The following is a 25,589-nucleotide window of genomic DNA, read 5'->3' on the forward strand; positions in this document are numbered from 1 at the left end:
CAGGAACAACCTAGGCTTGGCCGGATGCCGGGGGCATTGCGGGAGGATTACGATTCCGTAATGGAGGGCGATCACGGCGCGAAGAGGCTGCCCTTTGAAACGCAGGAAATCCTATCGCCCCTTCTCCAGAATGCGCGAGATCACCTTGGCGGTGTAGTCCACCATCGGGACGATGCGGGCGTAGTTGAGCCGTGTCGGGCCGATGACGCCCAGCACGCCGACGATCTTCTGGCTGCCGTCCCGGAACGGAGCGGCGATCATCGAGGAGCCGGAGAGCGAGAACAGCTTGTTTTCCGAGCCGATGAAGATGCGCACCCCTTCGCCGCCCTCGGCGCGGCTGAGCAGATCGATCACGTCGGTCTGCGTTTCGAGATCCGAGAACAGCAGGCGGATGCGCTCCAGGTCTTCCGCCGCCTTCAGGTCGTCCAGGAGATTGGCCTGACCGCGCACAATGAGCTGGCGGGATTCCGCCGGCCCCACGGTGGTGGCGAGCCCTGCTTCCACCAGCCGGGCGGTGAGCGCATCGAGCTCGCGCTCCATATCGCCACGGCGGGCCTGGATCTCGCGCTTGATATCGCCCAGCGTCTTGCCCTGGATGCGGGCATTGAGGAAATTCCCTGCCTCTACCAGAGCCCCGGCGGGAAGGCCCGCGGGCAGATCAAGCAGGCGGTTTTCCACCGAGCCGTCCTCGGAGACCAGCACCACGAGAGCCCGCGTCGGGTCGAGGCGCACGAATTCGATGTGCTTGAGCCGTGCATTGGACTTGGAGGTCACCACCACACCCGCGCCGCGCGAGACGCCGGACAGGAGCGCCGAGGCCTCCGCCAGCGCCGTTTCCAGGGTGTGGCCGCTGGCTGCCGCGCGCATCTGCGCCTCGATGCGCGCCCGCTCGTCGGAGGTGACGTCGCCGATCTCCATCATGGCATCGACGAAGAAGCGCAGGCCCGTTTCCGTCGGCAGGCGCCCGGCGCTGGTATGGGGGGCGAAGATCAGGCCTGCCGCCTCCAGATCCGCCATGACGTTGCGGATCGAGGCCGGCGAGAGCGTCATCGGCAGGAGGCGCGAAAGATGGCGCGAACCCACGGGCTCGCCGGTGATCAGGTAGCTTTCGACGATCTGGCGGAAGATCTCGCGGGAACGGTCGTTCAGCTCCGCGATGGCACGGGCTTCCGACAGATGGGAAAAGGGACCGGTTGCGTGCATCCGATGAGTTCTACGCTCTTTCGACAATTCGACCCTGCAGATGGCCATTATGTGCGGGTCCGAGAGCTCTTAGGCAAGGCTTGACCCTTGCACAATGCGTCCGGGGGCCTCAAACAGGCGTGAATCACGAGATCTGAAGGAGAATCCCGCCATGCGCCCGTCCAATCGTGCCCCCGACGAACTGCGTCCCGTCACTCTGGAGCGCGGGGTCGCGCGCTATGCGGAAGGCTCCTGCCTCGTCTCCTTCGGCAACACGAAGGTCATCTGCACCGCCTCCCTGGAGGAGAAGGGCCCGCCGTGGCTGCGCGGAACGGGCAAGGGCTGGGTGACGGCGGAATATTCCATGCTGCCCCGGGCCACTCATGAGCGCACCCGCCGCGAGGTCAATTCCGGCAAGCCCTCCGGCCGCACCCAGGAGATCCAGCGCCTCATCGGCCGTTCCCTTCGCGCCGTGGTCAACCTGCCGGCCATCGGCGAACGGCAGATCGTGGTCGATTGCGACGTGATCCAGGCCGATGGCGGCACCCGCACGGCGTCCATCACGGGCGCCTGGGTGGCCCTGCACGAGTGCTTCACCTGGATGCAGAACCGCTCGATCATCTCGATCAATCCCCTGCGCGAGCCCGTCGCGGCCATCTCCTGCGGCATCTACAAGGGCACTCCGGTGCTCGACCTTGATTACGCCGAGGACTCGGCGGCCGAGACGGATTCCAATTTCGTGATCACGGGCTCCGGTGGCATCGTCGAGGTCCAGGGCACGGCGGAGGGCAAGCCCTTCTCGGAGGAGGAGTTCCTGAACCTGCTGCGCCTCGCCAAGGCCGGCGTTGCGCAGCTCGTGGACCTGCAGAAGAAGGCTGTGGCATGAGCCTGCATCGCGCCCTGACCGGCAAGGTGGTCATCGCCACCCACAATGCGGGCAAGCTGCGCGAGATGCAGGAGCTGCTCGCGCCCTTCGGCATCGAAGCCGTGTCGGCCGGGGAGCTCGGCCTGCCCGTGCCCGACGAGACGGGGCACATGTTCGCCGAGAATGCCGCCATCAAGGCCCATGCGGCCGCCAAGGCCACGGGCCTGCCGGCGCTCTCCGACGATTCGGGGCTTTGCGTCCATGCGCTCGATGGCGCGCCCGGCCTGTTCACGGCCGACTGGGCGGGGCCGAAGAAGGACTTCTACGCCGCCATGGAGCGGGTCATGCGCGAGCTGGGGAAACGCGAGGCTACGGACCGCAAGGCCCATTTCGTCTCGGCCCTGGTCATCGCTTGGCCCGACGGGCACGAGGAGCTGTTCGAGGGCCGTATCTTCGGCGAAGTCGTCTGGCCGCCGCGCGGCGACAAGGGTTTTGGCTACGACCCCATGTTCCAGCCGGATGGTTTTTCCGAAACCTTCGGCGAGATCTCCTCGGAGGAAAAACACGGGATCGACTGGTCGAAGCCGCAGCCCACAGGCCTGTCCCACCGCGCCCGCGCCTTCGTGAAGCTCGCGTCGGGGTGTTTGCATAGGGTTTGACGGCCCTTCACGGGGCGAGATGCCATGCTGACGGTCGTTCACATCAACGGACCCATCAATAGCGGGAAGTCGACTCTCGGTCGCGCCTTGGCCGGTTCGCTTCCCGATGCGGCCTTCGTCGATGGCGACGATCATGAAGCTGCGGACGATGCACCTCTCGCCGTCCGGATCGAGACCGCCCTCAGCCGCATCGAAGCGGAGATCGTGAAGGCGCAAGGGCGCTACTTTGTCGTCGCATATCCCTTGGAGGAGGCCGACCATCCGTGGCTGAAACGGGTTGCCGAAAGGCGAGGGGCCCGATTGCTGGTTTTGACGCTTGCACCGCCGCTCGATGTGGCGTTGACGGAACGTGGGACGCGAAAGCTCTCATCGGAAGAGAAAAGCCGTATCGTCGAGATGTATGAGGAGGGATACCACGCCCGTTCCTTCAGCAATCTCGTCCTCGACACGTCTCTCAGCCTGTCCGAGACCCTTGAGACGGCGCGCGCGATGATCCTCCGAAGCGAGTCGTGAAACAAAAAGGAGCGCCCCGAAGGGCGCTCCTCCTAACCATTCAGGCCGGTCAGACGGCAGTGGGGCCGTTGTTGGTGCTGCGGCGCTTGGCCATGTAGGCGTCGAACTCCTCACGGTCCTTAGCGCGCTTCAGCTCCTCGACGAAGTTGCGGAAGTCGCGGGCTTCTTCGTCGAGCTTGCGGCGCTCTTCCTCAAGGCGCTCCAGCTCGCTGCGGCGGTACTCGTCGAAGGCCGCATTGCCCGTGCTGGCAAAGCCGCCGAAGCCGGCGGGGCCGCGGGAGCGGAAGAGGTCGTCCTTGGCACGGCCGAAGGTCTCGTTCAGGAAGGCCTTGGCCTCGTCATATTTCGGATATCCACACATTTTCCACACCAGATAGGCCAGCGCGAGCGGCCAGACGAAGATGAAGCCCAGGATGATGCCGGCGATCTCCAGACCGCGGCCGGGCTTGCGCCCGCAGCGGCGGTGAGTCCGGTTGTCCCACGGACCCACATGCGGGTCCGCATTCCAGGCGGCGGAGGCAGAATCTGACATCGAAAGGGGTCCTATGTTAATGCTAACAACATTAACATGCGGATCGATCTGGGCGGTTTCAAGGGAGGAAACTGGAAAATCGAGAGGGAGCTTACGATTTGCCCTTTAGGGCTCCATGGACGAGGGCGAGGACGCCGGCGCGGAGAAGCTCGTACTTGTCGGGGAGACCAGGACCCTTGGGCAGTTGCCCTGCCGCATCGAGGGTGGCGATCCCGTGGGACAAAGCCCAAACCTCAATGGCGATGAAGCGGACATCGACGCTCTGGAAGCCTTCCGGGAAGGTATCGGCCAGTGCCTTGACCAGGAAATCGAATGCGTTGCCCGAGGGCTTACCCCCGCTTTCCACAGCCTTGGCCCAGAACGGGCCACACGACGCCTCGCCCTCGGCAGGCTTGGCCGAGAACATGGCCGTATAGAAGCCGGGCTCCTGCTCCGCGAAGGCAAGATAGGCCTCGCCCATGCGGGTGAAGCGTTCGAGCGCCGTGCCTTCACTCTGCAAAGCCCGGCCGAGGCGCTTCGCGAGCTCGTCATAGCCCCGGAAAGCCACCTCGGCCACCAGGGCGTCCCGGCCCCGGAAATGCCGGTAGAGCGCCGCCGGAGTGACGCCCACGAGCTTGGCCGCGTCGGCGAGGGTAAATCCGCCGATGCCTCGTTCGGCAATGAAGCGCTGCGCCGCCTCGATCAGCGCCTCCTTCAGATTGCCGTGGTGATAGCCCTGCCGGTCGAACGGGCCGCGCCAATGCCGCATGGTGGATTCCTAACTCTCTGCCGACCACCTTAGGCTTCCGCTGCGGCGGAAGCCAGAATGGAACAGCTCATAGGGTGAACAACATTGTGGGTGGAGAGGTTCAGAAATCTTTCTATTCCCTACCCCGTGTCATTCCCGGCGAGCCGGAGGCGAGGCAAGGGGATCCGCTTGCACGCATGGCGCTATGGATTCCCTTCCCCTCCGCTCCGGCCGGGGATGACACCAAGCCTAAGCCCCGCGCGACACCGGCACCCGTGACGTTCGCCCTCCGACCTGCCATATACGCCCCATGATCGATCATCCGACGCGCGATGTGGGCTTTGGCGTCTATGTCCATTGGCCCTTCTGCGCCTCCAAATGCCCCTATTGCGACTTCAACAGCCATGTCCGCCACCAGCCGGTGGATCAGGAGCGGTTTCTCGCGGCCTTCCGGCGGGAGATCGCCCACACGGCCGCGCGTATTCCGGGCAGGACTGTCACGAGCGTGTTCTTCGGCGGCGGAACGCCCTCGCTGATGAAGCCCCAGACCGTGGGCGCGATCCTCGACGCCATCGGCGGCGCCTGGGGCATCGATCCCAAGGCCGAGGTGACGCTCGAGGCCAATCCCACCAGCGTCGAGGCGGAGCGCTTCCGCGGCTACCGGAGTGCGGGCATCAACCGGGTCTCTCTCGGCGTCCAGGCGCTGAACGATTCCGATCTCAAGCGCCTCGGGCGCATGCATTCCGTCGAGGAGGCCCTGGGCGCGGTGAAGATCGCCGCCTCCATCTTCGAGCGCTATTCCTTCGACCTGATCTATGCCCGTCCCGGCCAGACACCTCAGGCCTGGGGTGCCGAGCTGGAGCAGGCGATTAGCCATGCGGTCGAGCACCTGTCGCTCTACCAGCTCACCATCGAGCCCGGCACCTGGTTTCAGCGGCTCTACGATGCGGGTAAGATCACGGTGCCGGACGAGGAGACGGGTCGCGCGCTCTACGACATCACGCAGGAAACCTGCGAGAAGCACGGGCTGCCGGCCTACGAGATCTCGAACCATGCGCGGCCCGGCGCGGAATCGCAGCACAACCTGCTCTACTGGCGCTACGGCGAATATGCCGGCATCGGCCCCGGCGCCCATGGACGCCTGGTGACGGGCAATGCGCGGCTTGCCACCGCGACGGAGAAGCATCCCGAGACGTGGCTGGAACAGGTCGAGCACGAGGGGCATGGCGTCATCGACGAGGAGGTGCTGACCTCCGAGGCCGAGGGCGACGAGTTCCTTCTCATGGGGCTTCGCCTGAAAGAGGGCGTCGACCCGCGCCGCTTCGAGGCCTTTACGGGCAGGACGCTCAATCAGCGACGCTTGCGGATCCTGGAGGAGGAAGGCCTGATCCAGGTGGATGGCTCGCGCCTTGCCGTGACGCCGAAGGGCTTTCCGGTGCTCAATGCGGTGATTGCGGAACTGGCGGCTTGAGTTCCGATCTTACCTCGTCATGCCCGCACTTGTTGCGGGCATCCACGTTTTCACGCGCCTAAGACGTGGATGGCCGGGACAGGCCCGGCCATGACGGTGGAGTGTATACGGGGCCTACCGCCTCACCTTGCTCTCGATCACATCCCACACCGTCACCGCGAGATCCGGCCCGCCGAGGCGCTTGATGGCGCGGATGCCGGTGGGGGCCGTCACGTTGATCTCGGTGAGGTTGCCGTCGATCACGTCGATGCCGACAAGGATCAGGCCCATGCGCTTGAGGTCCGGGCCGATGGTCTCGCAGATCTCGCGCTCACGGGGCGTGAGGTCGGTGGGCTTTGCCGCCCCGCCGCGCACCATGTTGGAGCGGATGTCGTTGGCCGCCGGCACCCGGTTGATGGCGCCTGCCGCCTCGCCGTCGATGAGGATGATGCGCTTGTCGCCTTCCGTGATCTTGGGCAGGAAGCGCTGGATCACCCAGGGCTCGCGGAACAGGTTCGCGAAGAGGTCGTAGAGCGAACCGAAATTCGGGTCCTCCCGGCCGACCTTGAACACGCTGGCGCCGCCATGGCCGTAGAGCGGCTTCATCACCACGTCGCCGTGCTCGCGCCGGAACTCCTCGATCTCCTGCTTGTCGCGGGAGATCAGCGTCGGGGGCATCAGGTGCGGGAAATGGGTGACGAAGATCTTTTCCGGTGCGTTGCGCACATGGGTCGGATCGTTGACCACGAGAGTCCTGGGGTGGATGCGCTCCAGGAAATGGGTGGCGGTGATATAGGCCAGGTCGAAGGGCGGATCCTGGCGCATGAGCACCGCATCGACACTCGACAGATCGACCCGCTCGGGCGTTCCGAGGGTGAAGTGGTCGCCTTCCACGTCCCGCGCCTCGATCGTCTCGGCCATGGCAATGACCTTGCCGTCGCGCAGCGACAGGCGGTCAGGCGTGTAATGCAGGACCCGGTGACCCCGCCGCTGGGCCTCGAGCAGCAGCGCAAAGCCGGTATCGCCCGCGATCTTGATGCTGCGGATATGGTCCATCTGGAACGCGACGGTGAGGGTCATCGGTCAGGCCTCCTGGGAAGCAGGGTTATTGGGCCTAAAATGTGGGTTGGCAACTGTTCATCCTGCATGGCTTGAACGAAAGCCGGGGATGCGGGTTATCCAACGGCCCCGCTTGGCGGCTGCCCCTTGCAGATCCCCTCAAGCTTTTCCATGTGAGAGTGCATGCCCCGCCGCGCCCTTTTGATCGTCAATGCCAAGAGCCGCAGCGGCGCCGCCCAGCGTGACATCGCCGTCGAGCGCCTGAAAGATCATGGGATCGAGCCGGTTCATGTGGATTGCGGCCGCCGGGAGGACCTGTCGCCCCTCATCGTCCAGCATGCGAAAGATGTGGATTGCGCCGTGGTCGGCGGAGGAGACGGCACCCTCAACGCGGCGGCCTTCGGGGTCATCGAGGCCGGGTTGCCGCTGGGGATCCTGCCGCTCGGCACGGCCAACGATCTCGCCCGCACTCTTGAGATCCCCTTCGATCTCGATGGGGCTGCCCAGGTGATTGCCGACGGCCACATCCGCAAGATCGATCTCGGCATCGTCAATGGCGAGCCCTTCTTCAACGTGGCAAGCCTTGGGCTCTCGGCGGAGCTGGCCCAGAAGCTGACGCGGGACATCAAACGCCGCTGGGGGCGTCTCGGCTATGCCATGGTGGCCTTGAACGTTCTCCTGCACGCAAAGCCCTTCCGGGCGACGATCTACAGCGAAAACGAGGCGGCCCGCGTGCGCACGCTCCAGATCGCCGTCGGCAACGGCCGCTTCTATGGCGGCGGCAATGCGGTCGAGCAGGATGCCGCCATCGACGATCATCATCTCGATCTCTACAGCCTTGAGCTGGAGCGGGCCTGGAAGCTCGCCCTTATGGCGCGTTCGTTCCGCCATGGCCGGCATGGCGCCTGGAACGAGGTGCGGGCGGTGAGGGCCAAGGAATTCGACATCCGCACCCGCAAGCCCAGGCCCATCAATGCCGATGGCGAGATCGTCACGCAGACGCCAGCCCATTTCTCGATTCGGCCAGCGGCCGTGACGGTGTTCGCGCCGAAGATGGCTGAAGGGTGAGGTTCAATCCGTGCTGCGTCATGCCCGGGCTTGTCCAGGGCATCCTCGTCTTATGTCGTTGAAGACGTGGACGGCCGCAACAGGTGCGGCCATGACGGCTAGAGCATTTTTCGGCGAAGTGGATCCGGTTCGCCGTCAAACAATGCGACAAATCCAGAAGGAGAGATGATTCCACGCAAGTGGAAGCAGCTCTAGGATATCTCCAAATCGAACGCGTTCACGATATGCTGCGGCCACTTCTTGGGCGCGATGAAGACCGCATCCGCGCGCCATGCCTTGCCCGCCGCCCAATTGTTGCGCACGAGCCAGGCCCGCACCGCGCGGGAGAAGCGCTGGCGCTTCCTTGCCGTAATCGCCGAGAGCGCATCGTCCATAAGGCCCCGTGCTTTCACCTCGACAAACGCGATGGTGTCGCCGCGCATCACGATCAGGTCGATCTCCCCGCCGGAGGCCGCATACCGACGGGCGAGTGGGCGATAGCCCTTCGTCACGAGAAACAGCAGTGCGATCCATTCCGCTCGGTGGCCGCGCAGATATGTCGCCTCGCGATGATCGAGCGCGCTCTTCATTCGTCCTTCTTCGCCAGCGTGAGCGCGCGGGCATAGACCTCGCGCTTCGGCAAATCGAGTTCCGACGCAACGATGGCCGCCGCGTCCTTGATCGAGTGGTTCTTCAGCGCCGCCTCCAGCCTACCGTCGAGAGCCGCATCGGCTTCCGCCGCATGCATTGCCTTTGTGGCTTCGCCGATCAGCACCACGATCTCGCCCTTGGGCGGACCCTCCTCGGCGAATTGGCGGGCGAGTTCCGGCAGGGTGCCGCGCCGGATCGTCTCGAACATCTTCGTCAACTCGCGCGCCACCACGGCCTGCCGCTCCCCCAGCACCTCGGCGGCGTCCGCGAGCATTTCGGGCAGGCGATGCGGCCCCTCGAACAGCATGAGTGTGCCGGGTATGGTGCCGATCTCCGCGAGCCTCGTGCGGCGCGCGCCGCTCTTCGACGGTAGAAACCCTTCGAAGAAGAAGCGGTCCGTGGGCAGGCCCGAGGCCACGAGTGCGGTGAGAACGGCGGACGGGCCGGGAATCGGCGTGACCGGCAGGCCTTCCTCAATGGCTGCCTGCACGAGCTTGTATCCCGGATCCGACACCAGTGGCGTGCCGGCATCGGACACCAGGGCGAGGGCCTGTCCCTCGCGGATGCGGTGGACCATGCGTTCGCGCACGGCGTCGTTGGAGTGCTCGTGATAGGCCACCAGCGGCGTGGTGATGCCGTAATGGGCGAGCAGGGTCTTCGTCACCCGCGTGTCCTCTGCCAGAACCGCATCTGCGGCGGCGAGCACACTCAGTGCCCGAAAGGATACGTCCTGCAGGTTGCCGATGGGGGTCGCGACCACATAGAGGCCGGGCGAGAGGGGCTTGGCCTCGGCGGCAAGGCCGAAGGCGGTGAAGGTGGCGGGCCGCTCGCTGGGCTCGCGCCGCTTGGTCCGGTTGTCGATTCTCTGATTCATTGCTGTCACTCTCGCATGAAGGGGTGGCTTCGCGAAAGCCGGGTCGGCAGGCCTTAAATCCTCGGTTGGAAACAATGTTTACTTTTTGCCGTCACACTGCCCTCAGTGGCGAAAGCTGTTTCCAAAGGGGGTGGAGATGGCGCGTGTATCGTATGGTTCGGCTCGGCGCTTCTCGAGGCGCCCGGCCTGGGCGTTTGTCGTGGCCGGCTCATTGGCCTTGTCGGGTTGCGTCGGGTCCGAGACTCTTTTGCCGCCGCGCAAGGTAAGCCAGGCTCAGCCCGCTGCCGTCGAGCCGGCCTATGCCGCCGGGGTGACGCCACCCGCTTCTTCCATGCAGGCGCCAGGGCCGCTCGCGGGGTCCACCACGATCGGCACTGGTCCTGTGAAGGTCGCCCTGATCCTGCCCATGAGCGCTGCCGGGCAGGGGGGCGTGGTGGCGCAGAGCATGCGCAACGCCGCCGAGATGGCGGTGAGCGAATTCCAGGGCCAGGATATCACCCTTCTCGTGAAGGACGACCGCGGCACTCCCGAGGGGGCCCAAGCGGCCGCCCAGCAGGCGCTTGCGGAAGGGGCCGAATTGATCGTCGGCCCGGTCTTCTCCGGCTCCGTCCAGGCAGCCGCCCAGGTGGCCCGTGAGCGGGGGAAATCCGTCATCGGCTTCTCGTCCGATGCCAGCGTCGCCACCCGCGGGGTCTATCTCCTGAGCTTCCTCGTGCAGGAGGAGGTCGACCGCATCGTGGCCTTCGCGGCAGCGCAGGGCCGACGCTCCATTGCGGCCCTGATCCCGGAAACGCAATATGGCCGCGTGGCCGAGGCGCGGCTGCAGCAGGCAACCGCCCGGCACGGCCTGCGCATCGCCGCCCTCGAATATTATCCGCCAGGGCAGCCGCAGGTGGGCGTACAGCGCCTGTCCCGCGTGATCGGTGGTGGCGCTCCGCAGGCCGACGCCCTGTTCATTCCCGACAATGGCGATGGCATGCCCGCCGTCGCCCAGGCGCTGCAGGCAGCCGGCTTCGATTCCGCGCGGGTGAAACCGCTCGGCACCGGATTGTGGAACGAGCCCCGCATCTTCGGATTGCCGGCCCTGCAGGGCGGCTGGTTCGCAGCGCCCGACAATCGCGGCTTCGAGGCCTTTGCCGAACGCTACCGCGCGCGCTTCAGCGCCGACCCGATCCGCCTCGCGACGCTGTCCTACGACGCCGTGACCTTGGCGGCGGCGCTCTCGCGCATGCAGGGTGTGCAGGGTTTCACCGACGCGATGCTCACCAACCCGGCGGGCTTTGCCGGGGCCGACGGCGTGTTCCGCTTCAATCCGGACGGCACCAACAGACGCGCCTTGACGGTGCAGGAGATCCGCAACGGTGCCGCTGTCGCGATCAGCGCGGCGCCCAGAACACTCGTGGCCTCGGGAACCTAACGCTCCGTCGAGGTGTCATTCCCGTAGGAACTGGCCCGCTGCGCTGCTGGGCCAGAGAGGATTCCTCGCGATATGGCTCACTGGAAGCTGCTTCTCAGACGCTTGTTTCGCCAGATCTGGTTCAGGATCGCGCTCTTCTGCTTGGGCGGCTTTGCGGCGGCCTTCACGGCTCTGCTGCTGCAGCCCTACATCCCCGAGGACGTGGCTCTGAGCGTCGGGGCCGATTCCGTTGGCAACATTCTTGGCATCCTGGCCGCTAGCATGCTGACGGTGACGACCTTTTCCCTGACCACGATGGTCTCTGCCTTCGCGTCCGCCAGCACGAACCTGACGCCGCGGGCCACGCAGCTCCTCATGGAGGACACGACAGCCCAGAATGCCCTCGCCACCTTCCTGGGCGCCTTTCTCTACAGCATCGTCGGAATCATCGCCCTCTCGACAGAAACATACGGATCAACCGGACGCTTGGTCCTGCTCGCCGTCACCATCCTGGTGATCATCTTCATCGTGGTAACGCTGCTGCGCTGGATCAGCCGCCTGACCAAGCTCGGCACCGTGAGGGAGACTATCGAGCAGCTCGAATCGGCCACGTCCTCGTCGCTCAGACGATGGTGCAGGCATCCTCATCTTCGGGCCGCGCCCCGTCTGGACTGGGTCCGCATGATCCGCGCCGTCTATCCGAGCGAGATCGGCTATGTCCAGAACATCGATGTGGAGAAGCTGGCCTCCATCGTCGAGAGCAGGGATGCGCTGATCGACGTGGATGTTCTGCCCGGCGCTTTCGTCGACCCGACGCGTCCCATCGCCTATGTGGATGAGGAGATGTCGGATGAGGACATCGGCAAGGTGCGCCATGCCTTTCTCCTCGGCGACCGGCGTACTTACGAGCAGGACCCGCGCTTCGGCCTCATCGCCCTGGGCGAAGTGGCCTCGCGGGCGCTGTCGCCGGCGATCAATGACCCAGGAACCGCTATCGACGTAATTAACGCCGGCATTCGCATCCTGGCCCTCTATCGCGGTCGGAGTGACGAGGAAGAGGATGTCGCCTTTCCCAAGGTCCGGATGCCGGCTCTCTCGCCAGCGGACATGATGCAGGATTTTTTCGTGCCCATCGCGCGGGACGGGGCCGGTCTGGTCGAGGTCGGAATCAAGCTTCAGAAGGCCCTGCAATCCCTGTCGAGGCTGTCGCCTGACGTTTTCGGCAGGCTTGCCGAAGAGTATTCCAATGATGCTGTGAGGCGTGCCGCGAAAGCTCTCGACGAGGCCGATTTCGAGCGCCTCCGCTGTCACACTCTGACCCATCCGCCGGAGAAGATCGGCCAGAAGAGCGTGGCGTATCCAGGCTCGCAGGCCCGATAGATTAGCGGCGCGTCAGCGTCGCGCTCAACTCCGGCTTGTTGTTGAGGGTCTGGAACACCACGCAGTAGCGCTCCGTGAGCTTGAGCAGCTGGTCGATCTTCTCCTGCGGGGCATCCGTGTCGACCTCGAAGGAGAGGCGGATGTTCTTGAAGCCCACAGGTGCGCCCTTGTCGACGCCGAGCGTGCCGCGGAAATCGAGATCGCCTTCCGCCTTCACGGCGCCGTGGCGCAGGTCGATTTCGAGCGCGGTCGCAACCGCCTTCAGCGTCACGCCAGCGCAGGCGACAAGCGCCTCGAGCAACATGTCGCCGGAGCACAGCTCCGCGCCGGAGCCGCCGGTGGCCGGATGCAGGCCAGCAACGGCGAGCGCGCGGCCGGTCTCGACCTTGCAGGCGATGTGCTGGTCGTCGAGGGTGCCGTGTGCCTTCAGGGTGATGACGGCTGCATTCGGATCGCTGCGATACTGATCCTTCAACGGCGCCTGAAGGGCGCGGAGGGCTGTTGCGTCCATGGTCTGTCCTTGATTGTTACCACCACAGCGCGGCGGCCTGCCGGTCGCGTTCGCGCTGGGGCTGAGCTTGAGGAGCTTTGAGGGAATGATCGAGGGCCGTCAAGACACGGCGCACGGAGGTCTCGAAGGGTAGCCCCGTCCTGTCGCGCGGACGTGCCAGGGTGAGCGGCAGCTCGTCGAAGATGCGCCCCGGTTTCGGTTGCATGACGACGGCCCGGTCGGCCAGCGTCACCGCCTCCTGCACATCGTGCGTGACGAGCACCACGGTGGGGCGCGTTTCTTCCCAGAGGCTCAGGAGATGCTCGTGCAGGCTTGCACGCGTGAATGCATCGAGCGCCGAGAAGGGCTCGTCGAGGAGCAGCACCTTCGGGTTGGTGACAAACGCGCGGGCGATCGACACGCGCTGCTGCTGGCCGCCCGAGAGGTCGCGGGGCCAGCGGTCGGCGTGCTCGACAAGGCCGATCTTTTCGAGCGCATGGGATACGCGCGCTTGTCGCTCGGCGGTGCTCAACCCATCGAGACCGAAGGCGATATTGTCGGAAACCGACAGCCAGGGCAACAGGCGCGGCTCCTGGAACACAATGCCGATGGCAGGGTGCGGACCCGACAGCACTTCACCATCTAGGCGGATCTGTCCGGCGCTTTCCCGGTCAAGACCGGCGATGAGGCGCAGCAATGTCGTCTTGCCGCAGCCCGAGCCGCCGATCAGCGCGACGATCTCGCCTTCCTGCACGATGAGGTTGATGTCGGAGAGCGCCCGTGTGCCGTCGGCGTATGTCTTGGAGAGATGTTCGAAGCTCAGCATCTAATGACCCCGCGCACAATACACCGGCCTCGTCCTGAGGAGGTACGAAGCACCGTCTCGAAGGAGAAACAAGCGCACACTGGACACGCAACCCTCGTCCTTCGAGACGCCGCGATGCGGCTCCTCAGGATGAGGGTTTCTGGTCGTCCACCCACTCACGATGAGGCGCATCACAACCGCTCCCTTACCGTATCCTGCCAGCGCACCAGCGGCTTGGTTCCTGCAACGAGCAGGCTGTCGGCGAGCTTGCCGAGCAACGCAAACGCGATAATGGCGGCAAGGATCTGGTCGGGCTTGCCCATCTGCTGCCCGTCGACGAGCAGATAGCCGAGGCCCTCTGACGCACCCATGAACTCGGCCGCAACCACGAACATGAAGCCGAGGCCGAGACCCGACCGCAGCGCGATCACGGCTTCGGGCAACACCGCCGGCAACAGGATGCGGCGGGCAAGCTGCACGCGCGAGAGCCGGAACACATGGCCCACCTCCACGAGCTTGCGGTCGACGGAGAGGATCGCGCCCGCGATGCCGAGATAGACGGGGAAGAACACGCCGACCGCGATGAGCGCCACTTTCGAGGCCTCGAAGATGCCGAGCCACAGGATGAACAGAGGCACCCAGGCGATGGAGGGAATCGCCCGCAGGGCCTGCAGGGTCGGGTCGAGCAATTGCCGGAGAGTCTTGCTTGAGCCTGAGAGCGCGCCGAGCACGATGCCCGAGAACGCGCCAATGATGAAGCCGACGAGAACGCGCCAGAGCGTCATCCAGGCATGGGTCCACAATTCGCCGGTTTCGGCGAGAGCCGAGAGCGTCGCGATGATGCGGCTCGGCGGCGGCACGAGGCGGCCCTCCGCGAGGCCGAAGGTGACGGCGGCTTCCCAGAGAAGCGCAATGGCTATAGGCAAGAAAAAGCCGAGAAGGATGCGCCCGTCGAAGGCGCGTCGCTTCTCGGTGGAGGTTGGGGCCGCGAGAGCGGCGGCACCCTCATGGGAGGACCAGGCGTTGCTTGCAGCTTGGCCTGTCACGGCGCTCTCCCGTGATGAAATCATCAGCGCGACGCGGTGGCGAAGCGGCGGTCGATCAGCGAGTCGACGGCGGCTCGCACGTTGGTCTCAGGGGTGATGACGCCGGCCTGCTGCAGGGCGAGGCCTGCGGCCAGGATGGTGTCGACCTGAGGCTGACCGATGGAGGAATGTGTGAGCTCCGTGCGCTCGAGCTGGCGCTCGATCACCGCATCAGGCAGCTTGGTGTAGGCAATCAGGGACTTCTTCAACTCGTCCTTGTTGGCGAGCGCATATTTGCGCGCTTCCTCATAGGCCTTGAGCACGCGCTCCACGAGGGCCGGGTTGTCCTTGGCGAAGGCCTCGGAGACATTGAGCACGCCCCAGGTGTTGGCGCCGGCATTGCGGTAGAACAGCTGGGCGCCGGTTTCCACCTCAGACGCAGCCATCAGCGGGTCGAGGCCGGCCCAGGCATCCACGTCGCCGCGCTCGAGCGCGGTGCGGCCATCCGGATGCTGGAGCAGAACGAGCTTCACGTCCTTCTCGGTGAGCTTGGCCTCCTGCAGGGCCCGCACCAGGAAGATGTGCGGATCGGTGCCGCGGGTCACGGCCACGCGCTTGCCCTTCAGGTCTTCGACCTTGCTGATGCCCGTGTCCTTGCGGGTCACGAGCGCCGTCCATTCCGGTCGGGAATAAACATAGATCGACTTGATCGGGTTGCCGTTGATCTTGCCGATCAGGGCGGCGGCGCCAGCGGTCGAACCGAAATCAATCGAGCCGGCATTCAGGAATTCAAGCGCCTTGTTGGAGCCGAGCGACTGCACCCAGCGCACCTTGATGCCGTCCTTCTCCAGTTCCTTCTCGAGAAAGCCCTTGTCCTTGAGGACGAGGCTCACCGGGTTGTAGGTGGCGAAGTCGATCCTGATTTCCTTGGGCTGCGCAATGGCGCCGTTGGCGAGCACAGTCAGGCCCGTGGCGACGGAGGCGGCGAGAAGAAGGCGGCGGGTCAGGCTCATTGTGAAGGTCCCATGTTGGGCGCATGGGAGCTTGGGACTGAGGTCCTGAAGGCACCCGGCGCTTTAGCTGCACTTGTTTCGCGCCCGCAATCTGCATGCTTCAAATCGGCGCGTGTCCTTTTTATAGAACCCATTGTTTTTTATGTCAAACAAAATATCTTATAAAGAACATCCTATCCGGTTTTCCGAATAAGGCCAGCCGTTCGTGGGAGAAGGCTCTTTTGGGTGGTAAGCCGAACACCACCTCGTATACGGTTGCTCCATGCCATCCCTGAAGCCTCAGACCATCCTGCAAAGCCTCGGTAATCAAAAGATCCGGGATGCCGCGGAACTGCGTGCCGGGCTCGTTCCCCTGCTCAGGACCTTCCTGGATGAGGGTATGGCGGAAGCCGAGGCGAAGCTCCTGGAAACTCAGGATGGGCTCGTCTGTGCCCGCTCTCTCTGCGAGCAGATGGACCGGCTTGTGCACATCGTGCACGAGGCGATCGTCCGGCATCTCTATCCCAGTGCCAATCCATCGGCCGGCGAACGCCTCGCCGTCGTGGCGACCGGCGGCTATGGGCGCGGCACCCTGGCCCCCGGCTCCGACGTCGATCTCCTGTTCCTCCTGCCCTACAAGCAGACGGCCTGGAGCGAGAGCGTCGTCGAGGCGATGCTCTACGTGCTGTGGGATCTCAAGCTGAAGGTGGGGCATGCGACCCGCTCCGTGGAGGAATGCCTGCGCGAGGCGGGCGCCGACATGACGATCCGCACCTCCCTGCTCGAGGCGCGCTTCCTGTTCGGCGACCCGGAGCTCTTCGACGATCTGGCCAGGCGCTTCGACAAGGAAATCATCGCCACCTCGGCTCCTGCCTTCGTCGATGCCAAGCTGAAGGAACGGGATGCGCGCGTGGCCAAGGCCGGCGCCTCGCGCTACCTCGTCGAGCCCAATGTAAAGGACGGCAAGGGGGGCTTGCGTGACCTCAACACGCTGTTCTGGATTGCGAAATACGTCTACCGGGTCAAAGAGCCCGAGGAGCTGGTGGCCGCAGGCCTCTTCACGAAGGACGAGTTCAACCTGTTCGCGCGCTGCGAGGAGTTTTTGTGGCGGGTGCGCTGCCACATGCATTTCGCCACCGGCCGCGCCGAGGAGCGCCTGACCTTCGACCTGCAACGCGTACTTGCCGAGCGCATCGGCTTTGCCCCCAGGGCAGGTCTGTCGGCGGTCGAGCGCTTCATGAAGGCCTACTTTCTCATAGCCAAGGATGTGGGCGATCTTACCGCCATCGTCTGCGCCGAGCTGGAGGCACGCCAGACCAAGCGACGGCCCATGCTCGACCGCATGTTCGGTCGTTTCCGTCGCCGTCGCGGTGGTGCGCTGTTGGGGGAAGGCTTCATCATCGACAACAACCGCCTCAATGTCGAGAACGAGGAGGCGTTCGAGCGTGATCCGGTGAACCTGATCCGTCTGTTCTGGCTCGCTGACAGGCGCAATCTAGCGATCCATCCCGATGCGAAGCGTCTGGCGACCCGCTCGCTCAAGCTCATCGGTCCGAGCCTGCGCAACGATGCGGAGGCCAACAAGCTGTTTCTCGAGATCATCACGTCCAAGAATGCCCCGGAGGTGGTGCTGCGCCAGATGAACGAGGCCGGCGTGCTCGGCCGCTTCGTTCCGGATTTCGGCCGCATCGTCGCGATGATGCAGTTCAACATGTACCACCATTATACGGTGGATGAGCACCTCGTGCGCTCGGTCGGTGTGCTCACGGAAATCGAGGCGGGCCACCTCGGGGGCGAGCATCCGCTGGCGAACCGGATCTTTCCCACCATCCGCAACCGCCGTGCGCTCTACGTCGCCGTCTTCCTGCACGACATCGCCAAGGGCCGGCCGGAGGACCATTCGACCGCCGGTGCTGTGATCGCCCGCAAGCTCGGGCCCCGCTTCGGCCTTTCTGACGCGGAGACCGACACGGTCGCTTGGCTCGTCGAGCACCATCTGCTGATGTCGAACACGGCGCAGAGTCGCGACCTGTCCGATCCTGCCACCATCAAGAGCTTCGCCGAGGTGGTGCAGACCATGGAGCGCCTCAAGCTCCTGCTCGTGCTCACCATCGCGGACATCAAGGCCGTGGGGCCGGGCACCTGGACCGGCTGGAAGGGCCAGCTCCTGCGCAATCTCTATCAGGAAACGGAGGTGTTCCTCGGCGGCGGCGCGGTGGACCTCGCCCGCTCCGAGCGCGTGCGCCTGGCCCAGGAGCAGCTGCGCGCCGAACTGCCCGATTGGCCGGACGAGGAGTTCGACGCCTACGCCTCCCGCCATACGCCGGGCTACTGGATGAAGACCGACGAGACCCGGCGGGCGAAGCAGGCCCGCCTCCTGCGGGAATCGGAGAAGGGTGGCCGGACCGTGACCACGGCCTACGAGACGGACCAGTTCCGTGACGTGACCGAACTCACCATCCTGTCGCCGGACCATCCGCGCCTGCTCGCGATCATTACCGGCGCCTGCGCGGCATCCGGCGGCAACATCGTCGATGCGCAGATCTTCACCACCACGGACGGCATGGCGCTGGACACCATCGTGCTGTCCCGCGCTTTCGACCGGGACGAGGACGAGCTGCGCCGGGCCGAACGGGTTGCCAAGGCCATCGAGCGGGCCCTGAAGGGCGAGGTGAGGATCGCCGATCTCGTGGACGGCAAGCGCCCGTCGAAAGAGCGGTCACGGGCCTTCCACGTGCCCCCGGAGGTGACCATCGACAATTCCCTGTCGAACCGCCAGACGGTGATCGAGGTCTCCGGCCTCGACCGTCCGGGCCTGCTCTACGACCTCACCACGGCCCTGGGCAAACTCAACCTCAACATCGCCTCGGCCCATATCGTGACCTTCGGCGAGAAGGCCGTGGACGTGTTCTACGTGACCGACCTGACCGGCACGAAGATCACCCATGCGGGGCGCCAGGCCACCATCCGGCGGGCCCTGCTCGACGTGTTCAAGGGGGAGGAAACCGAGGCCGGCCTGCGGCGCAGCGCTTGATTTGTGGCGCCATCGACCTGATATGTGCCCCGAACCCATCCTTCTCCCACCTTCAGTTGATCGACCATGAATCCGAACGACACGGAAAACCAGAACGCGGCCCCGCAGGCCGAGCCCGCCAACGACGCTGCCCCCGAGGCTGCTTCCGCGCCCGAGGCCGACCCGATCGCCGTTCTCGAGGCCGAGAAGGCGGATCTCAAGGACAAGCTCCTGCGCCTGATGGCCGACATGGAGAACCTGCGCCGGCGCACCGAGCGCGAGATGGCCGATGCCCGCACCTATGCGGTGGCCAATTTCGCCCGCGACATGCTCAATGTGGCGGACAATATCCGCCGGGCCATCGAGAGCGTGCCGGAGGAGGCGAGCAAGAGCGCCGAGGGCGCCTTCAAGGGCCTGATCGAGGGCATCGACCTCACCGAGCGCGACCTGCTGAAGAACCTGGAGCGCCATGGGGTCAAGAAGCTCGACCCGCAGGGGCAGAAGTTCGACCCGAACCTGCACCAGGCCATGTTCGAGATCCCCAACGCCGAGGTCCCGAACGGCACGGTCCTGCAGGTGGTCCAGTCCGGCTTCGTCATCGGCGACCGCGTCCTGCGTCCGGCCCTGGTCGGCGTCTCCAAAGGTGGACCGAAGGCGGCCTCGAATGGGGCCGGCAGCGAGACGGCGGACAATTCGTCGGCGTCGTAATCGCTTACCACTGCGCTTTTCCCTCCCCCATGCGGGGAGGGGCAGGGTGGGGTCGGAAAGTAAGGCACTGCCTGTGGCGAGAAGAGCTCCACATGATTACAGTGCCTGGAACATCGATCTCTCACCCGGTCGCACCACTCCCACCCGGCCGCTTCGCGGCTGCCCCTCCCCGCAAGGGGGAGGGAAGCTGGCGGTGCCGCCGGCTCATGTAGGCCGGACGTGACCTTCCTCCAATCCATCCCCTTCGAAACCATCGGCGTCGCCGTCTTCGCGCTCTCCGGCGCTCTGATGGCGGCCCGCAAGGGCATGGATCCGTTCGGCTTCGCGCTTCTGGCGACCCTCACGGGCGTCGGCGGCGGCACCGTGCGGGACGTGCTCATCGGCATCCGGCCGGTCTTCTGGGTCGGGGATCCCGGCGACGTGCTCGTCTGCCTGATCGTGGCGGAGCTCGTCTTCATCCTCGGACCCAAGCGTGTGACCTGGATCGAGGGCGGCAGGCAGGGCCGCCTCCTGCTCTGGGCGGATGCCCTGGGCCTGGCCCTCTTCGCGGTCTCGGGGACGGCCAAGGCGCTGGGCGCCGGCGTGCCGGCCCTGTCGGCGGTGGCGCTCGGCACCATCACGGCCACCTTCGGCGGCATCATCCGTGACATCTTCGCCGGAACGACGCCCCTCGTGCTGCGCCAGGAGATCTACGTCACGGCGGCGGCCCTGGGGGCTGCCGTCATGGTGGCCCTGCAGGCTCTCGGCCTCAATCCCTTCCTCAGCGCGGCGACTGGCTTCATCGCCGCCTTCACCTTAAGGGCGCTCGCCCTCCTGCGCGGCTGGTCCCTTCCGGCTTTTCCCAAACGCGATTAGAGCATTTTTCGGCGAAGTGGATCCGGTTCGCCGTCAAAAAATGCGACAACTCCAGAAGGAGAGATGATTCCACGCAAGTGGAAGCAGCTCTAGGGCTTGATCTCCACGCCGTCGATCACCGCCCGGAAACGCCGCAGGTTCTCGTCCCGCTGCTCCACCCGTGTGAGGCCGACCATGCGCACGTAGCGGCCGGGCTCGAAGCGGAGCGTCTGCATCACCACGACCGGCTGGCCCGATTCCGCCTCCACGGCCCTGGCGACGATCTCGTGCCAGTCCTGGCCCTTGAAGCGGAAGCTCTCCGAGCGTTCGATCCTGACCTCCTTGAGGATCTGGTTGGCGTTGAGCGCCGCGCGGGCGAACTGGTTGCGCTGCTCGCCAGCAGGCGGCACGGCTCCGAGAGAAGAGGCCATGATCAGGATCGGCTGCTCCACCGCCTTGATCGTATCCTTCGGCCCGTCCGTGAACAGGACGGAATTGCCGGAGATCGCGCGAACCGGGCGGAAGCCCGCCAGGTCGCCGAGCTGGAAGGGCATGGCGGAGACCTGCTCCTCGATGGAGATCGGCCCGCGCAGGGCGACGGTTTTCAGGGCCTCCCGGATCTGGGCCTCGCTGTAGCCGTCGGTGCCGCCGCGAACCTGCGCGATGATAAGGCCTGTCACATCCTGGCCCCTGACCGCCATGACCCATTTGCGCCCTTCCACGGGCCCTGCCATGGTGCCGCCGATCAGCACCCCGGTCTTGTCGCCGAGCTTGAGGCTCTCGCGGGAGGTCTCGTTCAACCCCTGACGCTTCAGGGCATCCTTGGTGAAGCCCTTGACCAGTTGCTCATAGGCCTGCGCGGGCATCTCCACGAGGTTGATGGCGGCGGCCTTCTCCTCGTTCTCGAATCCGCTGAAGCGCCGCGACACGGTCATGTCCTGCGGCGGAACGATGCCGATCCGCGAGGCCGGCGGAAACACGGGCTCGGCCGCGAGGGCGGCCTGAAGCGACAGGGCGAAGCCCAAGGCGGCGGCTGCAAAAGCTTTCATGGATGCCCCTCCAGTTGGTGCGTGGTTACGAGGCTAGAGCGGCTTTTCCACCTTGCGCAAGGTGAGATTGAGGCGCCCGCCCTGCGGCAGCAGGTCCGAGCTGCCGGCGTTCAGCCGGTCGACGCCATGATAGATCAGCCGCGCCGGACCGCCGAACACGATCGCGTCACCGGAGCGGAGCTTGATCGATTTCGTCGGATCCTTGCGCTCCAGTCCGCCATAGCGGAACAGCGCCGTGTCGCCGAGCGATAGGGAGACGACGGGCGCGTCGAACGCCTCCTCGTCCTTGTCCTGGTGCATCCCCATGCGGGCCGTGGGCTCGTAGAAGTTGATCAGGCAGGCGTCGGGCGGATGGGGATAGAAGCTCAGTTCCTCCCAGGCGCGCAGCACCTGATCCGGCATGGCCGGCCAGGGCTCGCCGGTCTCCGGATGCGTCGGCTGGTAGCGATAACCCTGCACATCCGACACCCAGCCCAGCCGCCCGCAATTGGTCATGCGCACGGAGAACGGCTTCCCCGTATGCGGCATGCGTGGGGTAAAGAGGGGCGCTGCCTTCGTGATCTCGCGCAGCGATTGGAGCAGCCGCTCCTGCGCCGAGCGGTCGAGGTAGTCGGGATGGTAGACGAGGCCGGGGCTAAGGGTGATGGCGGACATTTCCTGTATCCTGGCACGCTCCGCTCTCTGCCGTCATCCCCGGACTTGTTCCGGGGATCCACGTCTCCGGAGCCGCACCGGTGCAAAGACGTGGATGGCCGGGACAAGCCCGGCCATGACGTAAGAGGGTGCGATACCCCTATCCGTTCCTTACCCCTCCAGCACCTTCTTGCTGGCGACCGTCGTGTCCTCGTTGAGCTTGTAGACGAGTGGGATGCCCGTCGCGAGCTCGAGGCTCGGGATCGTCTCGGAGGTGAGGCCGTCGAGCACCATCACGAGGGCGCGCAGCGAGTTGCCGTGGGCGGCGACCAGCACGCGCTCGCCGCGCATGACGCGAGGCAGGATCTCGCGGATGTAGTAGGGCAGCACGCGGGCCACCGTGTCCTTCAGGCTCTCGCCGCCGGGAGGTGGAACGTCGTAGGAGCGGCGCCAGACATGCACCTGCTCCTCGCCCCAGCGGGCGCGGGCATCGTCCTTGTTGAGGCCGGAGAGATCGCCGTAGTCGCGCTCGTTGAGAGCCATGTTCGCGATGGTCTTGAGATCCGGCTGGCCGATCTCTTCGAGGATCAGCTTGCAGGTCCGCTGGGCGCGCGACAGATCGGACGTGAAAGCCACGTCGAACTGAACGCCCATCTCCTTCAGGCGACGGCCGGCATTGCGCGCCTCCTCGATGCCGAGATCGGTCAGGCCCGGGTCCTTCCAGCCGGTGAACAGGTTCTTGAGGTTCCATTCGCTCTGGCCGTGGCGGGCGAGCACAAGAAGGCGATCCATGTCGTCGTGTCTCCGATGTCGGTGGGGTGTAGGCGTGTTTTAGAGCCGATCGAGGCCAAGCACATGGGCCATGGTGTAATAGCCCGGTTTCTTGTCGAAGCCCCACAGGGCGGCCTTCACGGCGCCGCGGGCGAAGATCCCCCGGTCCTCGGCCCGGTGGCCCAGCTCCAGGCGCTCGCCGGCACCCGCGAAGATCACCGAGTGCTCGCCGATCACGGTACCGCCGCGCAGGGTCGCGAAGCCGATATCGCCGGGTTTGCGTGCGCCGGTATGCCCGTCGCGGCTGCGCACGGAGCGCTCTTTCAGCGACACCTTCCGGCCTTCCGCCGCTGCCTCGCCGAGAAGCAGCGCTGTGCCCGAGGGCGCGTCCACCTTCATGCGGTGGTGCATTTCCAGCACTTCGATGTCGAAATCCTCGCCCAGCGTCGCGGCCACCTTGCGTACGAGGCCCGCGAGCAGGTTGACGCCGAGCGACATGTTGCCGGACTGGATGATGCGCGCGTGCCGCGCCGCCGCCTCCAGCTTGGTAAAGTCGGCTTCTGCCAAGCCGGTGGTGCCGATCACATGCACGATGCGTGCCTGGGCGGCGAGCGCCGCGAAAGCCGTGGTGGCGGCAGGCGCCGTGAAGTCGAGCACTCCGTCGGCCTGGGCGAAAACGGGCAGGGGATCGTCGGTCACATCGACGTCGAGGAGGCCGAGACCTGCGAGAAGTCCGGCATCGTGACCTAGAGCAGGCGAGCCCTCCCGCTCGATGGCGCCGACCAGCGCGCAGCCTTCGGTCTCAGCCACGGCCTTGATGAGCATGCGCCCCATGCGTCCGCCGGCACCCACCACAACAAGTCGCATCTCGCCCATGCCAGGATCTCCCTAAACTCGCTCTCGATATAGTGGGACAGCTGAACCCTGCATAGCAGCCAGCGGCTTTATCATCACGATCCGCCGCTCGGGATCGAAGCCGCCGGCGATTTCCTCGGCGATGATCCTCCTGAGGCCTGGGGAGGCCTCCGCGACCGGCACTTCCGCGAAGCCGAGCGTTGCATAGAAAGGCCCGTTAAACGGGATGAGGCGGTCCGTGGTCAGTGTGACGGCTGCGTAGCCGGTTTCCTGCGCATGATCCTCCGCCGCCCGCATCAGCTGGCGTCCCAGCCCGGCGCGCTGATGCTCGCGGGCAACGCTCATCTCCTTGACGAAGAGGGCGCCGTCGATCGCCTGCGCGGCCAGAAAGCCCACGGGCGCGTCCTGTGGGTCGGCAGCGACCCACAGAAGACCCGCCGCATGGCATTTTTCCAGCATTGCCGGCGGCGTGGTGTCAGCGATGCCGCGAGAGCTTCCGAGAGCCGCGAAATAGGTCACGGCGGCCGAGCGCTCCACATCGGCCAAGGCGGGCAGGTCACATGGTCGGGCGGGACGGATGAGATATCGATCCCGGCTCATGCGGGCTGCGGACCCTCATAGCCTTCGATGATGATGATGTCGGCGATCGCGTGGCCGTCGCGCTCGGCCTTGGCCGCCTGGTACTCGGGCGAGTCCCAGCATTCCAGGGCGGCCTCATAGGTCGGGAACTCGATCACCACGTTGCGGGCGCGTGCCTCGCCCTCGCCGACCCGGTAGGTGCCGCCGCGCACCAGAAAGCGGCCGCCGTACTTCGAAAACGCGGCGGCGTTGGCCTTCACGTAGTTCTGGTAGGGGTCCGGGTTCGTGACGTCGACGCGGCCGATCCAATAACCTTTCATCGCTTAGGCTCCTTCCACGAGAACGAACTCGGCCACGCAGGCGCCCTCGCGCTTGGCTTTGGCCGCTTGGTATTCCGGTGAATGATAATAGGTCCTGGCCTGCTCCACCGAGTCGAACTCGATCACAACGTTGCGGGCGCGCGCCTCGCCCTCGAGCGCCTCGTAGGCCCCGCCGCGCACCAAGGGGCGGCCGCCATACTGACGGATCGCCTCGGTCGCGCCCTTGGCGTATTCCGCATAGGCTTCCGGGTTGGTGACGGTCACGCGGGCAATGACATAGCCTTTAGGCATCAGGCGCTCCTTTTGAGATTTCGTGTGGTGCAGCGAACGCCAGGGCGGCCGTAGCGTCAAGCCATCGGCACGGGTTTTCCGATGGTGATCAATCGGCAAGAAGAGCCGGCAGATCCGCCAGCAGGCTGTCGCGGGCGCGGAAGCTCGCCACGGACGCCTCCTTCCGCTCGTCGCGGATCAGTCGTGCGAAGAGAATTTTGCGATTCCCCTTCTGAGCCCAGCCGACGAACCAGCCGAACTGACGGTCGCGATTGGGGCTGCCGTCCCGCGCCGGCTGAAAGCCCGCCCCCGTCTTGGCATGGGCCGTCCAGCCGTCGGGCAACGGGAATGTCGGCATGATCGCAAGGGTCATGTCATGGGCTTTTGCAGAGACCGGTAGCTCGCCCTTGAGGAGCTTGCGGAGAAAACCGATCTGCTCAACGGGCGAGATCTGCAGCGAGGAGCTGAGCCATGCATGGGTCAGGCCGTTGGCCTTGCCCTTGTCGCCGCTGATGTCGCGATTTCCGTAACCGAATGCATCGACATAACGCCGGAAACGCTCCATGCCCATCTCGCGGGTCAGAGTCTGCGAATACCAGACGACCGAGTCGCGCAGCCACGGGCGCGGCGTGATGGTCTTTCGCCAAGCCTCGTTCCACGCCTTGTATTCGGGCTTGTAGGGCCAAGCAGGCTCGTCCTCGTCCTTGAGGACACCTGCGTCGTAACCCATGACGCTCAACGGGACCTTGAACGTGGAGGCCGGGCTGTTGCGCCGCTCGCAATCGCCGTCGCGCTTCAGGACGCGGCCGGTGTCGAGTTCCGTGACAAGGGTGCAAATATCGGCCCGGGCTGCGCCGGCAAGCGCGAGCAGGCAGGAGCATGCAAGGAGCAGGCGGGCCAGCATCGTGTT

28 protein-coding genes are annotated in these 25,589 nt (G+C 65.4%); 10 read left to right on the forward strand and 18 right to left on the reverse strand.

The features are described 5' to 3' along the window. Positions 1-111: 111 nt before the first annotated feature. Positions 112-1,203 (reverse strand): heat-inducible transcriptional repressor HrcA, encoded by a 1,092-nt coding sequence (gene hrcA / locus FHR70_RS02530; protein ID WP_183446794.1) that lies wholly within the window; start codon positions 1,201-1,203, stop codon positions 112-114. Positions 1,204-1,354: 151 nt separating this feature from the next. Here hrcA and rph point away from each other — a divergent pair, with 151 nt between their 5' ends. From rph to FHR70_RS02545, 3 genes are read left to right on the forward strand one after another with little or no spacing between them, the layout of a single operon-like run. After that, positions 1,355-2,068 (forward strand): ribonuclease PH, encoded by a 714-nt coding sequence (gene rph / locus FHR70_RS02535; protein WP_183446796.1) that lies wholly within the window; start codon positions 1,355-1,357, stop codon positions 2,066-2,068. Continuing rightward, entirely contained in the window at positions 2,065-2,706 is a 642-nt protein-coding gene (rdgB, locus tag FHR70_RS02540) for an RdgB/HAM1 family non-canonical purine NTP pyrophosphatase (protein WP_183446798.1), read from the forward strand. Before rph ends, rdgB begins: the two co-directional genes overlap by 4 nt. 24 nt (positions 2,707-2,730) lie before the next feature. Further along, on the forward strand, positions 2,731-3,219 hold the full coding sequence (locus FHR70_RS02545) for a shikimate kinase (protein WP_183446800.1): 489 nt from the start codon (positions 2,731-2,733) through the stop codon (positions 3,217-3,219). Positions 3,220-3,268: 49 nt separating this feature from the next. Here FHR70_RS02545 and FHR70_RS02550 read toward each other — a convergent pair whose 3' ends face one another. Both FHR70_RS02550 and FHR70_RS02555 read right to left on the reverse strand, forming a co-directional pair. Beyond that, on the reverse strand, positions 3,269-3,751 hold the full coding sequence (locus FHR70_RS02550; protein ID WP_183446802.1) for a DUF2852 domain-containing protein: 483 nt from the start codon (positions 3,749-3,751) through the stop codon (positions 3,269-3,271). A 91-nt stretch (positions 3,752-3,842) separates the two neighbouring features. Next, a complete protein-coding gene (locus FHR70_RS02555; protein ID WP_183446804.1) occupies positions 3,843-4,499 on the reverse strand; it encodes a TetR/AcrR family transcriptional regulator in 657 nt (218 codons plus the stop codon). 289 nt (positions 4,500-4,788) lie between these two features. Here FHR70_RS02555 and hemW point away from each other — a divergent pair, with 289 nt between their 5' ends. Continuing rightward, on the forward strand, positions 4,789-5,949 hold the full coding sequence (hemW, locus tag FHR70_RS02560; RefSeq protein ID WP_183446806.1) for a radical SAM family heme chaperone HemW: 1,161 nt from the start codon (positions 4,789-4,791) through the stop codon (positions 5,947-5,949). Between the two features lie 114 nt (positions 5,950-6,063). On the opposite strand, the gene gshB is transcribed toward hemW, so the two are convergent. Next, positions 6,064-7,008 carry a glutathione synthase gene (gene gshB, locus FHR70_RS02565; RefSeq protein ID WP_183446808.1) on the reverse strand — a complete coding sequence of 315 codons (945 nt, stop codon included), beginning with the start codon at positions 7,006-7,008 and terminating at the stop codon, positions 6,064-6,066. A gap of 162 nt (positions 7,009-7,170) precedes the next feature. Here gshB and FHR70_RS02570 point away from each other — a divergent pair, with 162 nt between their 5' ends. Beyond that, complete coding sequence (locus FHR70_RS02570) at positions 7,171-8,055, forward strand: lipid kinase (RefSeq protein WP_183446810.1); 885 nt, start codon at positions 7,171-7,173, stop codon at positions 8,053-8,055. 191 nt (positions 8,056-8,246) lie between these two features. Here FHR70_RS02570 and FHR70_RS02575 read toward each other — a convergent pair whose 3' ends face one another. Together FHR70_RS02575 and rsmI are read right to left on the reverse strand one after the other, a co-directional pair. Continuing rightward, entirely contained in the window at positions 8,247-8,624 is a 378-nt protein-coding gene (locus FHR70_RS02575; protein WP_183446812.1) for a YraN family protein, read from the reverse strand. Next, complete coding sequence (gene rsmI, locus FHR70_RS02580; protein ID WP_183446814.1) at positions 8,621-9,559, reverse strand: 16S rRNA (cytidine(1402)-2'-O)-methyltransferase; 939 nt, start codon at positions 9,557-9,559, stop codon at positions 8,621-8,623. The genes FHR70_RS02575 and rsmI overlap by 4 nt, the downstream gene beginning before the upstream one ends. A gap of 136 nt (positions 9,560-9,695) precedes the next feature. Here rsmI and FHR70_RS02585 point away from each other — a divergent pair, with 136 nt between their 5' ends. After that, complete coding sequence (locus tag FHR70_RS02585; RefSeq protein WP_183446816.1) at positions 9,696-10,976, forward strand: penicillin-binding protein activator; 1,281 nt, start codon at positions 9,696-9,698, stop codon at positions 10,974-10,976. 72 nt (positions 10,977-11,048) lie between these two features. After that, positions 11,049-12,335: a DUF2254 domain-containing protein gene (locus FHR70_RS02590; RefSeq protein ID WP_183446818.1), complete on the forward strand. Its 1,287-nt coding sequence runs from the start codon at positions 11,049-11,051 to the stop codon at positions 12,333-12,335. A gap of 1 nt (position 12,336) precedes the next feature. Here FHR70_RS02590 and FHR70_RS02595 read toward each other — a convergent pair whose 3' ends face one another. The 4 genes from FHR70_RS02595 to FHR70_RS02610 form a co-directional block, all read right to left on the reverse strand. Next, entirely contained in the window at positions 12,337-12,846 is a 510-nt protein-coding gene (locus FHR70_RS02595; RefSeq protein ID WP_183446820.1) for an OsmC family protein, read from the reverse strand. Positions 12,847-12,862: 16 nt separating this feature from the next. Then, positions 12,863-13,651, reverse strand: a complete 789-nt coding sequence (locus FHR70_RS02600) for an ABC transporter ATP-binding protein (RefSeq protein ID WP_183446823.1) — start codon at positions 13,649-13,651, stop codon at positions 12,863-12,865. A gap of 170 nt (positions 13,652-13,821) precedes the next feature. Then, positions 13,822-14,676, reverse strand: a complete 855-nt coding sequence (locus FHR70_RS02605) for an ABC transporter permease (protein WP_183446825.1) — start codon at positions 14,674-14,676, stop codon at positions 13,822-13,824. A gap of 23 nt (positions 14,677-14,699) precedes the next feature. Further along, positions 14,700-15,668 carry an aliphatic sulfonate ABC transporter substrate-binding protein gene (locus tag FHR70_RS02610; RefSeq protein WP_183446827.1) on the reverse strand — a complete coding sequence of 323 codons (969 nt, stop codon included), beginning with the start codon at positions 15,666-15,668 and terminating at the stop codon, positions 14,700-14,702. A gap of 262 nt (positions 15,669-15,930) precedes the next feature. Between FHR70_RS02610 and FHR70_RS02615 the strand changes: the two genes are divergently transcribed. The 3 genes from FHR70_RS02615 (at position 15,931) to FHR70_RS02625 (ending at position 20,223) form a co-directional block, all read left to right on the forward strand. Further along, complete coding sequence (locus tag FHR70_RS02615; RefSeq protein ID WP_183446829.1) at positions 15,931-18,681, forward strand: [protein-PII] uridylyltransferase; 2,751 nt, start codon at positions 15,931-15,933, stop codon at positions 18,679-18,681. Between the two features lie 66 nt (positions 18,682-18,747). Continuing rightward, positions 18,748-19,368, forward strand: coding sequence for a nucleotide exchange factor GrpE (grpE, locus tag FHR70_RS02620; protein WP_183446831.1), 621 nt, complete (start codon positions 18,748-18,750; stop codon positions 19,366-19,368). A 219-nt stretch (positions 19,369-19,587) separates the two neighbouring features. Beyond that, positions 19,588-20,223 (forward strand): trimeric intracellular cation channel family protein, encoded by a 636-nt coding sequence (locus FHR70_RS02625; RefSeq protein ID WP_343058711.1) that lies wholly within the window; start codon positions 19,588-19,590, stop codon positions 20,221-20,223. A gap of 89 nt (positions 20,224-20,312) precedes the next feature. On the opposite strand, the gene FHR70_RS02630 is transcribed toward FHR70_RS02625, so the two are convergent. The 8 genes from FHR70_RS02630 to blaOXA all read right to left on the reverse strand — a co-directional run bounded on the left by FHR70_RS02630 (position 20,313) and on the right by blaOXA (position 25,583). After that, positions 20,313-21,251, reverse strand: coding sequence for a hypothetical protein (locus FHR70_RS02630; RefSeq protein WP_183446833.1), 939 nt, complete (start codon positions 21,249-21,251; stop codon positions 20,313-20,315). Positions 21,252-21,284: 33 nt separating this feature from the next. Next, the gene (locus tag FHR70_RS02635) at positions 21,285-21,905 is read right to left on the reverse strand and encodes an alpha-ketoglutarate-dependent dioxygenase AlkB family protein (RefSeq protein ID WP_183446835.1); all 621 of its coding nucleotides are present in this window, start codon (positions 21,903-21,905) and stop codon (positions 21,285-21,287) included. Between the two features lie 150 nt (positions 21,906-22,055). Next, complete coding sequence (locus FHR70_RS02640; protein ID WP_183446837.1) at positions 22,056-22,676, reverse strand: 2,3-bisphosphoglycerate-dependent phosphoglycerate mutase; 621 nt, start codon at positions 22,674-22,676, stop codon at positions 22,056-22,058. Positions 22,677-22,715: 39 nt separating this feature from the next. Beyond that, entirely contained in the window at positions 22,716-23,522 is an 807-nt protein-coding gene (gene dapB / locus FHR70_RS02645) for a 4-hydroxy-tetrahydrodipicolinate reductase (RefSeq protein WP_183448454.1), read from the reverse strand. A 21-nt stretch (positions 23,523-23,543) separates the two neighbouring features. After that, positions 23,544-24,110, reverse strand: a complete 567-nt coding sequence (locus FHR70_RS02650) for a GNAT family N-acetyltransferase (protein WP_183446839.1) — start codon at positions 24,108-24,110, stop codon at positions 23,544-23,546. Beyond that, complete coding sequence (locus FHR70_RS02655; protein ID WP_183446841.1) at positions 24,107-24,409, reverse strand: DUF1330 domain-containing protein; 303 nt, start codon at positions 24,407-24,409, stop codon at positions 24,107-24,109. Before FHR70_RS02655 ends, FHR70_RS02650 begins: the two co-directional genes overlap by 4 nt. Positions 24,410-24,412: 3 nt before the next feature. Beyond that, complete coding sequence (locus FHR70_RS02660; RefSeq protein ID WP_183446843.1) at positions 24,413-24,700, reverse strand: DUF1330 domain-containing protein; 288 nt, start codon at positions 24,698-24,700, stop codon at positions 24,413-24,415. Between the two features lie 88 nt (positions 24,701-24,788). Continuing rightward, positions 24,789-25,583: a class D beta-lactamase gene (blaOXA, locus tag FHR70_RS02665; protein WP_183446845.1), complete on the reverse strand. Its 795-nt coding sequence runs from the start codon at positions 25,581-25,583 to the stop codon at positions 24,789-24,791. Positions 25,584-25,589: the final 6 nt, after the last annotated feature.

The organism is Microvirga lupini, from assembly GCF_014191055.1.
In the GTDB taxonomy this organism is placed as follows: Bacteria; Pseudomonadota; Alphaproteobacteria; order Rhizobiales; family Beijerinckiaceae; genus Microvirga; species Microvirga lupini_A.

Coding starts and splice junctions, on each gene's coding strand:
- dapB (WP_183448454.1), bottom strand. CDS start 23,522: ATGCGACTTGTTGTGGTGGGTGCCGGCGGACGCATGGGGCGCATGCTC.
- hemW (WP_183446806.1), top strand. CDS start 4,789: ATGATCGATCATCCGACGCGCGATGTGGGCTTTGGCGTCTATGTCCAT.
- FHR70_RS02550 (WP_183446802.1), bottom strand. CDS start 3,751: ATGTCAGATTCTGCCTCCGCCGCCTGGAATGCGGACCCGCATGTGGGT.
- FHR70_RS02650 (WP_183446839.1), bottom strand. CDS start 24,110: ATGAGCCGGGATCGATATCTCATCCGTCCCGCCCGACCATGTGACCTG.
- FHR70_RS02660 (WP_183446843.1), bottom strand. CDS start 24,700: ATGCCTAAAGGCTATGTCATTGCCCGCGTGACCGTCACCAACCCGGAA.
- FHR70_RS02640 (WP_183446837.1), bottom strand. CDS start 22,676: ATGGATCGCCTTCTTGTGCTCGCCCGCCACGGCCAGAGCGAATGGAAC.
- FHR70_RS02595 (WP_183446820.1), bottom strand. CDS start 12,846: ATGGACGCAACAGCCCTCCGCGCCCTTCAGGCGCCGTTGAAGGATCAG.
- FHR70_RS02545 (WP_183446800.1), top strand. CDS start 2,731: ATGCTGACGGTCGTTCACATCAACGGACCCATCAATAGCGGGAAGTCG.
- FHR70_RS02555 (WP_183446804.1), bottom strand. CDS start 4,499: ATGCGGCATTGGCGCGGCCCGTTCGACCGGCAGGGCTATCACCACGGC.
- FHR70_RS02575 (WP_183446812.1), bottom strand. CDS start 8,624: ATGAAGAGCGCGCTCGATCATCGCGAGGCGACATATCTGCGCGGCCAC.
- FHR70_RS02585 (WP_183446816.1), top strand. CDS start 9,696: ATGGCGCGTGTATCGTATGGTTCGGCTCGGCGCTTCTCGAGGCGCCCG.
- hrcA (WP_183446794.1), bottom strand. CDS start 1,203: ATGCACGCAACCGGTCCCTTTTCCCATCTGTCGGAAGCCCGTGCCATC.
- blaOXA (WP_183446845.1), bottom strand. CDS start 25,583: ATGCTGGCCCGCCTGCTCCTTGCATGCTCCTGCCTGCTCGCGCTTGCC.
- FHR70_RS02630 (WP_183446833.1), bottom strand. CDS start 21,251: ATGAAAGCTTTTGCAGCCGCCGCCTTGGGCTTCGCCCTGTCGCTTCAG.
- FHR70_RS02615 (WP_183446829.1), top strand. CDS start 15,931: ATGCCATCCCTGAAGCCTCAGACCATCCTGCAAAGCCTCGGTAATCAA.
- FHR70_RS02600 (WP_183446823.1), bottom strand. CDS start 13,651: ATGCTGAGCTTCGAACATCTCTCCAAGACATACGCCGACGGCACACGG.
- FHR70_RS02635 (WP_183446835.1), bottom strand. CDS start 21,905: ATGTCCGCCATCACCCTTAGCCCCGGCCTCGTCTACCATCCCGACTAC.
- rsmI (WP_183446814.1), bottom strand. CDS start 9,559: ATGAATCAGAGAATCGACAACCGGACCAAGCGGCGCGAGCCCAGCGAG.
- gshB (WP_183446808.1), bottom strand. CDS start 7,008: ATGACCCTCACCGTCGCGTTCCAGATGGACCATATCCGCAGCATCAAG.
- FHR70_RS02590 (WP_183446818.1), top strand. CDS start 11,049: ATGGCTCACTGGAAGCTGCTTCTCAGACGCTTGTTTCGCCAGATCTGG.
- grpE (WP_183446831.1), top strand. CDS start 18,748: ATGAATCCGAACGACACGGAAAACCAGAACGCGGCCCCGCAGGCCGAG.
- FHR70_RS02610 (WP_183446827.1), bottom strand. CDS start 15,668: ATGAGCCTGACCCGCCGCCTTCTTCTCGCCGCCTCCGTCGCCACGGGC.
- FHR70_RS02570 (WP_183446810.1), top strand. CDS start 7,171: ATGCCCCGCCGCGCCCTTTTGATCGTCAATGCCAAGAGCCGCAGCGGC.
- rdgB (WP_183446798.1), top strand. CDS start 2,065: ATGAGCCTGCATCGCGCCCTGACCGGCAAGGTGGTCATCGCCACCCAC.
- rph (WP_183446796.1), top strand. CDS start 1,355: ATGCGCCCGTCCAATCGTGCCCCCGACGAACTGCGTCCCGTCACTCTG.
- FHR70_RS02655 (WP_183446841.1), bottom strand. CDS start 24,409: ATGAAAGGTTATTGGATCGGCCGCGTCGACGTCACGAACCCGGACCCC.